Below are 14204 nucleotides of genomic sequence, written 5' to 3'. Positions count from 1 at the left end.
GGAATTAACGGATTAGGACCCATTTTTTATTTATTTGGGTCAACACTATTGTTTTTGGGTCAAAATGGTATATGATTTATTCCGTATTTTTAAGGAACAAATAATATGCTTTAGCTACTATCATGGATATTACTGCCTTCTTTCTACAAACAAGGACCCTTACCAAAAACCTGTGCAAGCCTTTGGAAATAGAAGACTATGTAGTACAACCCATCGAAGAAGTCTCCCCACCCAAATGGCATTTGGGGCATACAACCTGGTTCTTTGAAGAGTTTATTCTTAAAAAGCATATTGATTCCTACACGGTTTTTGACCCAGAATACTCCTATATATTTAATAGTTATTACGAGAGTTTAGGAAAAAGAGTGGCAAGATCCAATCGCGGAAATATGTCCAGGCCCTCTGTAATAAAGGTGTATGAATATAGGGAGTTTGTAACCAAACACTTGGAAGCCCTTTTAACCAACCACCCTAGCGAAGAAGTGCTAAAACTTACCGAAATAGGCATCCATCACGAAAAACAACATCAAGAATTACTACTCACCGATATTAAATACATCTTGGGCAACAACCCCTTGCTCCCCGTCTTTAATCCTTCCCTGGTAGAACATCCCATTGAAAACCAAGAACAAGAGTGGATTTCCATCCCCGAAGGCGTGTATGAAATTGGTCATTTGGGCGATGGTTTTTGTTATGACAATGAGCTAGGCAGACACAAGGTATACCTCTCCCCCTATCAAATTTCCAATAAATTGGTGACCAACCAAGAATACCTAGAATTCATGAATGACGGAGGCTATGAGAAATTTGATCTTTGGCATTCCGAAGGATGGGAATGGGTAAACTCCCACAAAATTAACGCTCCCTTATACTGGCACAAAATAGATGGCCAATGGCATCACTACACTTTAGGCGGACTTACACCTATTGAAAACAGTCAGCCCCTAAGTCATATCTCCTATTTTGAGGCCTTTGCCTTTGCGCAATGGAAGGGATGTAAGCTACCTACGGAATTTGAATGGGAAATAGCGGCGACTAAATTTAGCTGGGGTATTCGATGGGAGTGGACAGAAAGTGCCTACCTACCATACCCCTCCTACAAAAAGGCTGAAGGCGCCTTAGGAGAGTACAACGGGAAGTTTATGGTAAACCAAAAAGTATTAAGAGGAAGTTCTGTTGCCACCCCTCCCCTCCACGAAAGAATTACCTACCGTAATTTTTTCCAAACGCATTTAAAATGGCAATATACAGGAATAAGGTTAGCCCGATAAACGAGATTCCTCCACCTTAAATTAAGTTTTTATGAACCAAGTTACCTTTGCCAAGATCCAGGAACAATTTGCCCAAGATGTCTACAAGGGCCTTACGGACTCCCCAAAGCACCTAGCCTCCAAATACATCTACGATGAAAAGGGAGATCTGTTATTTGAGGAGATAATGAACCTACAAGAATACTACCTCACCTCCTGTGAATTAGACATATTAAAAATTCACAAAGCCCAAATCACCGATCTTTTCCTACAAAATACCCGCTCCTTAAACTTGGTGGAACTAGGTGCGGGGAACGGCAAAAAAACCAGAATAATCTTGGAAGAACTCCAGCATCGGGATGCAAATTTTCATTATGTCCCTATAGATATCAGCGACAATGCCCTGCGGCGCTTACAAAACTCCCTATCCGAAGAATTTCCAGGTTTAAAAGTAAAGCCCAAGCAGGGTACGTATTTTAATAAGCTTAAAACGATCACATCCTCCACATCTACTAAAAATGTCATCCTCTTTTTGGGCTCCAATATTGGCAACCTCCCCCACAAGAAAGCGATTGAGTTTTTAGCACAACTGGCTAGAGAAATGCACCAAAATGACATGATTTTTTTGGGATGCGATCAGAAAAAGAACCCCCAAACTATTTTAGACGCTTATAACGACCCCTATGGTAAAACCGAGGCCTTTAATAAAAACTTACTGCAGCGGATCAACAAGGAGTTACATGCCAATTTTAACTTGGATAATTTTTTACATTGGGAGGCTTATAACCCTGAAACAGGCACTGCCAAAAGTTTTTTGGTATCCAAAATTGCACAAAGGGTACGCATTGAATCCCTAGATCTTGAAATAAGCTTCGCCCCTTGGGAAACCATCCATACCGAAATATCCCAAAAATACGACGATGCGCTTATTGCCGAATTAGCCAAGTCCGCAGGCTTACGGATTGAAAATCAATTTTCGGACCGAAAAGAGTATTTTAAGAACTACGTGCTTATGAAAACAACGCCCGCTAAGTAATAAACACAATACTGAGGATTGACCCCCAATTAACCGATGAACCCCTCCCCTTGGATTAGTTTACCACCATCTAATTGACTTCATCACACAATAACTGTTGTTCCCAATAAGACAACTCCATTAGCTATTTGCTATGGATGCATCTTGCATACATAGCCTCAACAAGGAATGGTCACTAAGATAAAATTACAACTTTAACACAGAGTTTTCCGTGCCTGCGTAATCGTTCCACTGCAATCCGTCTCCATCTTCTTCGTTCACAAATTGTTCATCTATCAGGTACTTAAATTCTGTACTTGTGTCCTTTGGAAAATTAATTGCTCCTTTAAAGGTGCCGTTCTTCAGCTTTTTTAGGGTATTGGCCTTGGGATCCCAATTGTTGAAATCGCCCACCACTGCCACTTTTTTTGCCTCTTTGGCAGCAACAGTAAAGGTTACCTTGCAAATTGGTTTAGTCTTTAAATATTGTTTAGTAATAGCCATAATATTGGTTTTTAATTAATTGCAAACTTACACTATTAAGTTCCTCATAGCCAATGCCCAAGAAAACTTTTATCAATTTCATAAAAAAAGAATTACTCCAAGAGGGCATCCTCAATTAAGCAAGCACAAATTCATGAAAGGCGGAATTACCTTTATTATTTTAGTAAATCAACAATTTCTTCTATTTCGTTTTCGGTATTATAAAAATGAAACGACAGTCTAATCCCATCGCCCCGCTGTGCACACAAAACCCTATGCTGCATTAACTTTGCATATTGTTTCTCTCCCAACGAAAGATTGAAAATAGTACTGTGATACTCCCTTTCTAGTAGCTCTGACTGCAATAGCCCCAAATTCCCAAATTCTGCAAATGCCAATTTAGAGAGTTTTACCACCTGCTCGTTTACCACATCCAACCCAATACCGAGCAGAAATTTTAGGGAATGGTTGAGACTCCCAAATGAAGTACTATCCAAGTGACCGGGCTCAAACCTATTAGCAAAGGTAATTTGATCTCTACCCTCTAAGTTTCCCCTAGCGCTATTAAACCCTATGGTGGCGCAATTAAAACGATCTGCTACCCCATCAGCAAATAGCACACATCCGTTACCATATCCTCCCAACAACCATTTATACCCACTTACCCCCAGCACATCTATCCCAGAATCTTTAAAATTAAAAGCTTGGGTACCACAAAACTGGGTTCCATCAGCAATAATTATGAGGCCTGGAAAATCCCTTTTCAGGGTTTTTAGGAATTCCAAATCAATTTTAAATCCATTGAGCCACTGTACCAAGCTAAGGGCTAGGATCCCAATCTTTTCCGATTTTACTTTTTCATAGATTTGCTCCTCCAAATTAGCCGTAATTTCTAAATAGCTAACGGAGTGCCCCCTAGATTTGAAAGGCCAGGTTAAGGAAGGATAATCCCCTTTTATCAAAAGCACCTTTTCCTGTTTGCCTACCCCTTCCAATAAAAGATTAAACCCTATGGAAAAATTGGGCACAAGTGCCACGTTCTCTAAGTTACAATTAAAAAACTGAGCTACCGTACCTCTGGTATCCGCTACTATCTTGGCCAGCTTTGCATTTAGCTTTTTGCCACCTATCAATACATCCAGATCGTGCTCCTGACGCCAATCAAACAGCCCATCGTACAACAGTCCTGCAGTAGCGGTATCTGCATAAATATAATGATTGAGGACAGGGAACTGCTTTCTGATGTTTTTCATGATCCGATTGTTCAAAATTCGTATTTTGGTATCTTTACCCTAAAGATACCGATTAACATGTTTGCAAAAAGTAAAATTACTCCCAAAATAGACTTGGAACAACACCAATTATTAGAGGCGGCCCAAGCGAGGATAAAACAAAAAAAACGTCTTTTCTCTCATTTCATGGTCTTTTTAGTAGGCAGTATTTTCATTTTCTTAATCAATAAGATCCTTGGATATGGGATAGAATACAACTGGTATATTTGGGCCATAGTGTTTTGGGCCTTCTTATTTGTACTTCATTTTGTTAATGTCTATGTTACCACTAAGTTTATGAGTCCCGAATGGGAAAGAGCACAGAGGGAACGCTTGGTATTAAAACAAAAGCAGAAAATTGCCGAGTTGCAGAAAGAAATAGAAACAGATTTCCCATTATCTAACATTAATAAAAAGCTAGAATAATGCAAATTATATCCATGATTGCCGCAGCAGGTGAAAACAATGCTTTGGGAAAAGATAATGACCTATTATGGCATTTACCCGATGATTTTAAGTTTTTTAAAAATCGTACCTCCGGCCACAAAATTATAATGGGACGGAAAACGTTTGAGACCTTCCCCAAACCCCTTCCCAACAGGGTGCATATTGTAATTACCAGGGACCGCAATTATCACATATCACATCCAGACTGCATTGTGGTGCACTCCATGGAGGAGGCGTTAAAATTAGTGGAAGGCGAATCGCTTGCCTTTATCATTGGAGGCGGAGAAATTTACCGTATGGGATTAAAGCATGCCAATGTTTTAGAGCTGACCCGTGTTCACGAATCTTTTGAAGCAGCAGATACCTTCTTTCCCGAATTTGATGAAGCGGAATGGACCCTCACAAATAAGGAGTTTCATCCCAAAGATGCCCGGCACGCCTATGATTTCACCTTTTTAACCTACCAAAGAAAATATTAGTGGCGCTATACAGCATCTTGGTAAAAAAAGCAGGATTAAAACAACCCAATACTTGTAAAACCGGGGTTTAAAAATCCAAAAAAGACACTTTATAGGGTACCCCGGCGTCTTTTATAAAACTCTCTAGAACCTTTACCTCCCTATTGGTATAAAACTGGAATTCCCCATGGGAGCCTTCCGGACATTGCAAATTAAATTCCTCTAACACCTTTTTGGTTTGCCTTGCCACGCCATCCCCAGAGTCAATAATCTTCACATTACTAGGCAATAGTTCCTTGAGCAAGGGAATTAAATAAGGATAATGGGTACACCCTAAGACCAGCTGGTCTATTCCCTCTTGCACCATATGGGAAAGATAGCGTTCTAGAAGCGTTTTGGTTTTTAAGGAATTAAGCTCTCCGCGCTCTATTAGCCCCACTAGGCCCGTCCCTTTTTGCTCTAATATCTGTATCCCATTAGCGTGGCTCTTGGAGGTAGTATGAAACAGGCTACTAGAAAGCGTTCCTTTGGTGGCCAAGACCCCTACTTTTTTTGTTTTAGAGTTTAATGCAGCTGTTTTAATTGCGGGCTCTATTCCTATAAAGGGCAGTTTGTAATTGGCCCTGAGATGACTTATGGCGTTGGTAGTAGCGGTATTGCAAGCCACCACAATTAACTTACATCCTTTTTGGACTAAGAGATCCACATTCTTGATGCTGAGCCGTAAAATCTCTTCCTGTGACTTTTCTCCATAGGGGGCGTTTTTACTATCGGCTAGATAAATAGTGGACTCCTCCGGCAACAATCTATTAATCTCGCGCCAGATGGAGGTACCTCCAATACCCGAATCAAATATACCTATAGGACCTGTATGCATGCAAAGACATTTAAGCCTTTAAAGTTACATTAATATTGATTTGGACAAAGGGATATATCAGACAAAAAGAAGCTATTTAACGGATCGTAGCGTCATTTTGGTTTTGGTGACCTTAAGGCACGAGAACGATTCTCGCGCCAGCGAAGACTGCCAAAGGGAATGTGGAAACCCAAATTTTAACCTTATTTATAAATAGAAAGAGCCATGCGATGGCATGGCTCTTTTCTTTAAACTCTTAGTGGGGTAGGTTTAGAAACCCAACTCTTTCTTAACTGCTGGCAAAAGGTCTTTCCCCTTTGCTACGATAAGTCCACCACCTTGGGTAGCGTCTATTACATAGTCTATACCTTGAGCAGCTGCAACGGTCTCAATGGCCTTTTTAGCTTTTTCGGTAATAGGACCCAAAAGCTCTGCTTGCTTTTTTTGCAATTCTTGCTGAGCTGTTTGTTGAGCCTCACTGATATTCTTCTCAAATCCTTGTAATTCCAAAGCTCTCTTCTGGTTCTCTTCTTCAGATTTAGAAGCAGATTCATTAGAGTATTGAGTATACTTGTTTCTAAGCTCGGTCATAGAGCTTTCAATATCGGCTCTATACGTTTCTTGCAGCTTTTTAAGTTCTGCATCGGCAGCTTTCATCTCTGGCATGGAAGAAAGTAATTCCTGAACGTTTATATGAGCAATTTTAGCCTGGGCGTTAACAAAACCAGTCGCTGCTACAAACAACACAATGGCTACCGCGATTTTCTTTATTTGTTTCATGTTTCTCATTAATGTTTGAATGTTAATTTTTAATTATAGTTATATATTGATTGAAGTTATTCCTTTTGATTATCTGTTTCCTCTTCGTCTACTTTACCACTTCTTTTTTCTGCTTCTTTTTGCTTTCTAGCTTCTCTCTCCTCCAACAGTTGTTTTCTTCTAGCTTCGTACGCCTTGCGACGTTCTTCCCTTAATTTCAACTGCTCCTCCCGTCTTTCATCGGCTGTCTTTCTTCTAGCCTCTTCCGCTTGTTGTGCTCTTTCTTGTCGCTCTAAGAGCGCTTCACTTGGCTCTTCCTCTTCCTCAAAGTCGGTAAGACTTCTTCTATCGTTTTTCTTAGGGGCACTTATTTTTCTGGTCCGTGAGATCCCCCGTAGTACCAAGTCGCTAATATCGTGCCTTTTTTCCGAATACAACATTACAACATCTGCCGATTTATCAAAAATAAAATCATAATTTTTATTGGCACCTATTTTCTGCACTTCATTAAATACCTGATCTTGTATTGGCTGTATCAGCCTCCTTTTTTGGAGAACCAAATCGCCCGAAGGCCCAAACCTATTTTGCTGGTATTCCAGCATTTCTTTTTCCAGCAACTGGATTTCTTCTTCGCGTTCCTCAATCAACTCGGCCGTCAGCAGCACTTTTTCTGCCATAAGATCCTTTTTCATCTGATCTATTACAGCCTTCTCCTTTTCCAGCTCCTGCTTCCAGCGTTGCACCCTGTTGGCTAACTGCTCTGTGGCCTCCCTATACTCCTCTACATTTTCTAGGATATACTCCATATCCACATACCCTATCCTTACTCCTCTTTGGGCGCTAAGATTAGCTGCAGCAAAGGCAACACATAGAATTAAAAATATTTTTCCGTTAATTTTCATACTATCTTCGTTTTAGACTATAGAAAATATCGTGCCAAAAAGTATATTTCCATTCTCAAACACACAGTAGTCAATAAAAAACTGACCTCTTAATTGTATTAATTAAAACTGCTGTCCAATAATGAAGTGGGTTTGCCACCCGCTAGGCCCAACGGAATTAGGGTTATAATCCTTATCAAATCCATAACCAAAGTCGATTCCAAGAAGTCCAAATGCCGGCATAAAAATTCGAAGCCCCACTCCGGCCGATCTTTTCATTTCAAACGGATTAAAGCTATGAAAATTGTTGAAGGCATTACCAGCTTCCAAAAACGCCAGGCCATAAATGGATGCAGAGGGCTTAAGGGTTAATGGATATCTTAGTTCTAACGAGTACTTGTTATAGATTACCCCACCATCCTGAATTTGTTGTCCAGAAACCGGATCTACACTATAGGGTGTTAGGGATTGATTTTCATATCCTCTCAATTGAATTACATCCCTACCGTCCAAGGTATAGGTTCCCAATCCGTCTCCTCCAACATAAAAACGCTCAAAGGGTACCTTTCCAACTTTTGCATTATAGCTACCTAAAAATCCAAATTCAGCATTGGTTCTAAGTACTAATTTATCTACTAGGGTAGTATACCAGTCCCCTTTAAAATTCACCTTATAGAACTCCAACCATTTAAATCGCTCCTGATCTATGCGCTCTACTTCGGCATTGTTCTTATCCTTGATAGCGATTTCAAGATCGGAATTCAACTTGTCATAATCCTTATTATTGAACAGGGAAAATGGTGGTGTAAATTTAGCGGTCACCTCAAAATTGGAACCAGATCTAGGGAAAATACGTCCTCCCCCAGTAGCATTCCTAGAGATCCCCAAGCTATAAGCGAAGGAATTGGATTGTCCATTACCAAAATTAAAAAGTCCCAGGTTGTAATTTTTAAAATCGTATAATTGGTAGCCCAAGGAGTGGGAAATGGTAAAGAAATCATCGGGCCACTGCACCCTTTTTGCCAATCCTACGGACACTCCGGTAATAGAGAAGGTCCTGTTTTTATCTGGCCTTCTACTTACATACGGGTTATAGTAGAATTGCTGTGTTCTAGAAAGCGACATATTAAATCTCACTGGCTTCTTCCCTCCTAACCAAGGCTCGGAAAAGTTAAGGCTATAAACCCTATACGTTCTACTGGCCTGCAAACGCAAGGCAAAGGTTTGGCCATCTCCCATGGGTACTGGCTTATACGCCTCCCCATTAAATAAGTTCTTAACCGAGAAGTTACTGAAGGAAAGTCCCAAAGTACCAATGAAACCACCGCCACCATAGCCTCCTTGTAGTTCTATCTGGCTAGAACCAGATTCTACCAAGTTCCAAGCTAAATCTACCGTACCGGTATTTGGGTTTGGGTTTTGAATATCGGGAACAATCTGTTCTGCATCAAAGAAGCCCAACTGACCTAATTCCCTGATACTCCTAATAATATCGGATTTATTATAACGTTGTCCAGGTCTAGTACGCAGTTCCCTAAAGATTACGTGGTCATTGGTCTTATCGTTTCCGGAGACTGTTACATGACTTAAAAAGGTCTCTTTCCCTTCAATGATTCTGATTTCAAAATCGATGGTATCATTTTCGGCAGACATTTCAACCGGACTAATGTTAGAGAACATATATCCGTTATTCTGATAAAGATTGGTAAGATCTGCTGCATCTGGATCCGTAGCATCTGCGATACGTTTTCTCAACAGCACCCCATTATAGGTATCCCCCTTTTTAATTCCCAAAACACTGGCCAATTGGCGGTTGGTATAAACGGTATTCCCCACAAAGTTGATATCCCCAAAGTAGTATTTGTTTCCTTCTTCTACTTTAATCTTTAGGTCTATAAGCTTATCATCTACCTTTACAAAGGTATCCGACACTACCCTAGCATCCCTGTATCCTTTTTCGGCATACTTGTCTACCAAGGCAACCAAATCTTCCTTATAATCTTCCTCTATGTACTTAGATTTTTTCCAGAAGCGATAAAACCTCTTCTTTTTGGTGTTTTTCAGGGCCTTCCTAAGTGATTTATTGGACAGCTCTTCATTGCCTTCAAAGATAATATTGTTAATCTTTACCTTTTCCCCCTTCTTAATGTTGATCACCATTTTCTGGGTATTGGTATCTACCGTATCCTTTGCAGTAGCAATATTTACGGTAGCGTTAAGGTAACCCTTCTTTTTGTATTTATTCTGGAGGTAGTTCCTGGTATTGGCAATTAAACTTTCGGTAATCTTTTTACCTTTTTTAAGATCGGTATCCTTTAAAATCTCTGCAACTCTACGCTGCTTCACCCCGTAAACGGTTACATCTGTAAGCGTGGGCCGCTCAATAATATTGAGCTCCAAAAACACCTTACCGTCCTCAATATTGGTGATGTAAAAGCTAATATCCGTAAATAGCTCTAACCCCCATAATTTATTAATTACGGCACTGATCTCATCCCCGGGCACAGTTATGGGCTGTCCTATCCTAAGGCCTGTATAGGTCTTTACGGTCTGCTCGTTATAGCTTTGCAGACCGGTGACCTCCAAACCACCAAGGATATATTCTTTCCCATCCTCATAGGAGGGGTCCTGTGCGTAGTTTAGGGTTGTAAAAAAAAAGAAGGTAAGTGCGGTTAAAAAGTGTAGGCTCATGATTCTGCCCATGCCGCTAGATAAGTTGTTCGCTTGTTTTTCCAAATCGTCGTTCTCTGTTCTGGTAATTTTCAATGGCTTCTAATAAGTGATGTTCCGTAAAGTCGGGCCAAAATACATCAATAAAATAAAATTCAGCATATGCAATCTGCCAAAGTAGAAAATTACTGATCCTTTGCTCGCCACTAGTGCGTATAAGGAGGTCTACATCAGGCAAATCATGCGTGTAAAGATGGTTATTTATAATGGTTTCATCAATATTTTCAATAGAAATTATATTATTTTTAACTTTGGTTGCTATTTGTTGAATAGCAGTCTTTAACTCCTCCCTAGCACCGTAGCTAAGTGCCAAAGTTAATACCATTCCGGAATTATCCTTGGTTTTCTCCATTACATCCAACAACTCCTTATGCGCCCTTTTGGGCAAGGTAGCAATATTCCCTATGGTGTTTAACCTAATATTGTTTTTGGTAAGGGTTACCAGCTCTTTTTTTAGGGAAGCGACTAGAAGGCGCATAAGCGTATCTACTTCTAACTTAGGCCTGTTCCAGTTTTCCGTAGAAAAGGTGTATAGGGTGAGATATTCCACCCCCAACTTTGCACAGTCTTCTACGGTTCTCCTTACGGTTTTTACGCCATGCTCATGGCCAAACACGCGTAATTTCCCTTGTTTTTTTGCCCATCTGCCATTACCATCCATAATAATGGCAATATGTTTTGGCAGCGCTTTATTATTTCCTTCTGTTGTAGTACTCATATATCTATTACTGGAAGGGATCTTGACATGGTTTTCGTCCAAAGGTATACGTAAAACTTATACCAGAAAAAACATACCAATCATCACTATAAATATTTCCAAATTTATTTTCGTCAAAATTAGAACCGGAAGGATTACTAGCATCCAAATTATCGGTAAAGGTATACCTAGCTCCTATCTCCGCCCCTACCACAAAAAACTGACTCACTCTAAGCTTTGCCCCTACGGTCATAGGAATTGCAAAGGCCCCGTCCTTTTGCCCTACATCCTGCAAATCACCAGAACCATCAAAATGATGATACCCGTACCTAAAGTAGGTAGCTCCTGTATATAGGTAAGGGGTAAATGCCGGCCCCAGCCTATGTAAATTATACTCCACAAAATTAAACTCGAGTCCCGCAGAAAACTCCAGTACACTATTCGTCATTCTATACCCTCGTTGTTGTCTGGAAGGCATATCGGACTTAGCATCATCGGCTACAAACTCTCCATAAATAACACTACCTCTCCAGGCGTAACGCTGACTCTTATTCCATTTAAACAGCCCTCCGAAAGCGGGTCCGGAGGGCATTATATAATTGGTTCTTCCCACATCGCCTATATTATTTGCTCCCCCTGCAAAGAGTCCAACCTCATAGGTTTGCCCCCATGCACCGGAAAAAATAAATATAAGAAGCACTACAGGAAATAACCTCATAATTCTTAAAAGTTTGCAAATATAACCAATTGAACCACTTAGATCATCAATTAATTACATTCTTGTTCTAACCTGATAAACTGGTTTTGCACTTTTTTATTGTTTACCGAAAAGAATCAGTTACGTCTATCCTCTCCCCACAACAATTTATTTCTAAGTGTTTTTAGGAAACTCTCCGAGGTGTACTCTATCATCTTAATAGTAAAGGGAGCCTTACGCACCAAAATTTCTTTCCCATTGGGTACGGTAGCAATCCGGGAGTCTAAAGATACCAAATGTCCTTTGGCCCTTCCGGAAACTTTTAGTCGGATTACTGTATCGTCTGATATAACCAAGGGCCTGGCGTTAAGGTTATGCGGGGCAATAGGGGTTAAGACAAAGGACTTTACCGAGGGCGCCATAACGGGACCTCCACAACTTAGGGAGTATCCGGTAGATCCTGTTGGGGTAGAAACTATAAATCCATCTGCCCAATAGGAGGTTAGGTATTCATCATTAAGATAGGTTTCTATAGTAATCATTGAGGTGGTATCCTTTCTACTCACGGTAATCTCATTCAGAGCAAAATTCAGCTCCTTAAACTCGGGAATATCGGAAGACTCGGCGATTTCCACTAAACAACGCTCCTCAATAATATAGGCTCCGGCCACAAATTCTTGGACCACCTTACGCACATCTTCCTTTTTAAAGGTAGACAAGAACCCTAGTCGGCCCGTATTTACCCCTACTATAGGAATTCCCAAATCCCGAACATAGGTAGTAGCCCTTAAAATAGTACCGTCCCCACCGAAGCTCACAAACATATCGAAGGTTTTATCTAACCCTACTTTATTTGTAAAAGTGGGATAGTCGTCCACCTTGTGACGCTGCACTATAAAGTTGTAAAATGATTCTTCAAAATAAATTTCCGCTTGTTCCTTTTGCAACTCATCTATAAGCTCCAAAACATATTCTACAGCAGACTCTTGGTAAGCTATTCCGTAAACGGCTACCTTCATAATTGTTAAACGTTAAGGTATTTATCCAGATAATCGGATCGTTGTTTTAGGTTCTCCAGCAGCTGATCGTCATCATTACCATATAAAATTGTGTAGTTATATCGTCTAAAGGTTTGGATCACCTCATTTAGATTAGTAGCACTAATCTTTATGGTAATCTGTATTACATCACTCCTACTGTCCGTAATAAAGGCTCCGATCAATTTTAGATTATTGCTTTCTACAATCTGCGCAATCTCACTAAACGAATAGTCCTTAATCCCTTTTGCCAATACCAGAATCCCTCCAGGATCTGTAAAAAACGGGGTATCAATAAACAGATTCACGATATCTATAAGGTCATAATACCCCATCACTTTCCCTGCATTGTCTACTACCGGCACAAGATTGGCTTCGTTTTTAGAAAACGTTGCCAAAGCATCTAACCAAGTAGCCTCTGGCCTCACTAAAAATGTAGCTAACTGATACCTATCTACCTCAATGATCTTATCCGGGCTATAACTTTCCAGGTCATTTTTTTCCAACATTCCTATATAAACCCCTTTATCCACTACTGCTACATGGGAATAGGTGGTCTGTTCAAAGAACTGAATCGCTTCTTTCATCGAATCCGTCACTTTAAATACCGGCACTGTTGTTAATATGCTTTCTTGAATCTGCATCTCTCTACTTCTATTATAATGCAAAATACTAATAAAAAATCCTTAGCGCCAAAGTTGAAACAAGTAATCTTGCCCAGAGCATCAACTTCTCACCACTTATTAGTACGCATTGCATTCTGTTTTTAGGAAAGGCCGGAAACCACTTTCCAAGCTCATTACCCAAGGAAGCTCGCCCCGCTAGCCCTTCAGATAAATTCTTTCACTTTAAAAGGAACAAAAGGTATGCCTAATTTGTATTTTTGTCTTTTAAACATAGAAGTAAGTTATGACAAAGCTTAGCGTTAACGTAAATAAAATTGCTACAATTAGAAACTCGAGGGGAGGCAACGTTCCTAACCTTGTAAAAGCCGCCCAAGATATTGAGGCTTTTGGCGCGCAAGGGATCACCATCCACCCTAGACCAGACGAAAGGCATATTACCTACAAGGATGCTAGGGACCTAAAAAAGGTAGTTACCACAGAATACAATATAGAAGGGAACCCTATTCCTAAATTTATTGACCTTGTATTAGAATTAAAGCCCACCCAGGTTACGCTGGTTCCTGATGACGTAGATGCCATTACCTCCAATGAAGGCTGGGACACTATAAAACACAAAGACTTTTTAAAAGAGGTTATCCATACCTTCAAAAGCAATGGCATACGCACCTCTATTTTTGTAGACCCAGACCTTAAAATGGTGGAAGGCGCTGCCTTAACAGGTACGGATCGCATCGAATTATATACAGAAAGCTACGCCGTTGCCTACGAAAACGGGAATAAGGCGGGGGTACTTCCGTTTGCGGAAGCAGCCAATATTGGACATCAACTAGGGTTGGGCATTAATGCTGGGCACGACCTAAGCCTGGACAATATTCAGTACTTTAAAGAAAGTGTTCCTCACTTACTGGAGGTCTCTATTGGCCATGCCCTAATTTCGGAGTCGCTCTACCTAGGCTTAGAGAACGTAGTAAATATGTATCTAAATAAATTAAAGTAA

Annotated in this window: 15 protein-coding genes; 5 read left to right on the top strand and 10 right to left on the bottom strand. The window is 40.3% G+C overall.

The window, feature by feature from the left end:
• Nucleotides 1-122 precede the first annotated feature (122 nt).
• On the top strand, nt 123-1271 hold the full coding sequence (gene egtB, locus BV214_RS00255) for an ergothioneine biosynthesis protein EgtB (protein WP_086475472.1): 1149 nt from the start codon (nt 123-125) through the stop codon (nt 1269-1271).
• Nucleotides 1272-1302: 31 nt separating this feature from the next.
• Nucleotides 1303-2286 carry an L-histidine N(alpha)-methyltransferase gene (egtD, locus tag BV214_RS00250; protein WP_086475471.1) on the top strand — a complete coding sequence of 328 codons (984 nt, stop codon included), beginning with the start codon at nt 1303-1305 and terminating at the stop codon, nt 2284-2286.
• Nucleotides 2287-2472: 186 nt separating this feature from the next.
• On the opposite strand, the gene BV214_RS00245 is transcribed toward egtD, so the two are convergent.
• Nucleotides 2473-2769: an isoamylase early set domain-containing protein gene (locus BV214_RS00245; protein ID WP_086475470.1), complete on the bottom strand. Its 297-nt coding sequence runs from the start codon at nt 2767-2769 to the stop codon at nt 2473-2475.
• Between the two features lie 155 nt (nt 2770-2924).
• Nucleotides 2925-4001 carry an aminotransferase class V-fold PLP-dependent enzyme gene (locus BV214_RS00240; protein WP_086475469.1) on the bottom strand — a complete coding sequence of 359 codons (1077 nt, stop codon included), beginning with the start codon at nt 3999-4001 and terminating at the stop codon, nt 2925-2927.
• A 57-nt stretch (nt 4002-4058) separates the two neighbouring features.
• Here BV214_RS00240 and BV214_RS00235 point away from each other — a divergent pair, with 57 nt between their 5' ends.
• Together BV214_RS00235 and BV214_RS00230 are read left to right on the top strand one after the other, a co-directional pair.
• Entirely contained in the window at nt 4059-4445 is a 387-nt protein-coding gene (locus BV214_RS00235; RefSeq protein ID WP_086475468.1) for a 2TM domain-containing protein, read from the top strand.
• The gene (locus tag BV214_RS00230) at nt 4445-4945 is read left to right on the top strand and encodes a dihydrofolate reductase (protein WP_086475467.1); all 501 of its coding nucleotides are present in this window, start codon (nt 4445-4447) and stop codon (nt 4943-4945) included. Before BV214_RS00235 ends, BV214_RS00230 begins: the two co-directional genes overlap by 1 nt.
• Before the next feature lie 67 nt (nt 4946-5012).
• Here the strand turns inward: BV214_RS00230 and murI are convergent, their stop codons facing one another.
• The 8 genes from murI to BV214_RS00190 form a co-directional block, all read right to left on the bottom strand.
• Entirely contained in the window at nt 5013-5801 is a 789-nt protein-coding gene (murI, locus tag BV214_RS00225) for a glutamate racemase (RefSeq protein WP_086475466.1), read from the bottom strand.
• A 249-nt stretch (nt 5802-6050) separates the two neighbouring features.
• Nucleotides 6051-6560, bottom strand: a complete 510-nt coding sequence (locus BV214_RS00220; protein WP_086475545.1) for an OmpH family outer membrane protein — start codon at nt 6558-6560, stop codon at nt 6051-6053.
• Between the two features lie 56 nt (nt 6561-6616).
• The gene (locus BV214_RS00215; RefSeq protein WP_394334905.1) at nt 6617-7435 is read right to left on the bottom strand and encodes an OmpH family outer membrane protein; all 819 of its coding nucleotides are present in this window, start codon (nt 7433-7435) and stop codon (nt 6617-6619) included.
• 108 nt (nt 7436-7543) lie between these two features.
• On the bottom strand, nt 7544-10111 hold the full coding sequence (locus BV214_RS00210) for a BamA/OMP85 family outer membrane protein (RefSeq protein ID WP_245806717.1): 2568 nt from the start codon (nt 10109-10111) through the stop codon (nt 7544-7546).
• Nucleotides 10112-10127: 16 nt separating this feature from the next.
• Nucleotides 10128-10868 (bottom strand): isoprenyl transferase, encoded by a 741-nt coding sequence (locus BV214_RS00205; protein ID WP_086475464.1) that lies wholly within the window; start codon nt 10866-10868, stop codon nt 10128-10130.
• Between the two features lie 7 nt (nt 10869-10875).
• Nucleotides 10876-11565, bottom strand: coding sequence for a type IX secretion system protein PorG (gene porG / locus BV214_RS00200; RefSeq protein ID WP_086475463.1), 690 nt, complete (start codon nt 11563-11565; stop codon nt 10876-10878).
• A 116-nt stretch (nt 11566-11681) separates the two neighbouring features.
• Complete coding sequence (locus BV214_RS00195) at nt 11682-12563, bottom strand: NAD kinase (protein WP_086475462.1); 882 nt, start codon at nt 12561-12563, stop codon at nt 11682-11684.
• Nucleotides 12564-12568: 5 nt separating this feature from the next.
• Complete coding sequence (locus BV214_RS00190) at nt 12569-13225, bottom strand: CBS domain-containing protein (RefSeq protein ID WP_086475461.1); 657 nt, start codon at nt 13223-13225, stop codon at nt 12569-12571.
• A gap of 265 nt (nt 13226-13490) precedes the next feature.
• Here BV214_RS00190 and BV214_RS00185 point away from each other — a divergent pair, with 265 nt between their 5' ends.
• A complete protein-coding gene (locus tag BV214_RS00185; protein WP_086475460.1) occupies nt 13491-14204 on the top strand; it encodes a pyridoxine 5'-phosphate synthase in 714 nt (237 codons plus the stop codon).

The organism is Arenibacter amylolyticus, from assembly GCF_002150785.1.
In the GTDB taxonomy this organism is placed as follows: Bacteria; Bacteroidota; Bacteroidia; order Flavobacteriales; family Flavobacteriaceae; genus Arenibacter; species Arenibacter amylolyticus.
The sequence above is the reverse complement of the archived record's forward strand: the minus strand, read 5'-3'. Positions and strand labels throughout refer to the sequence as shown.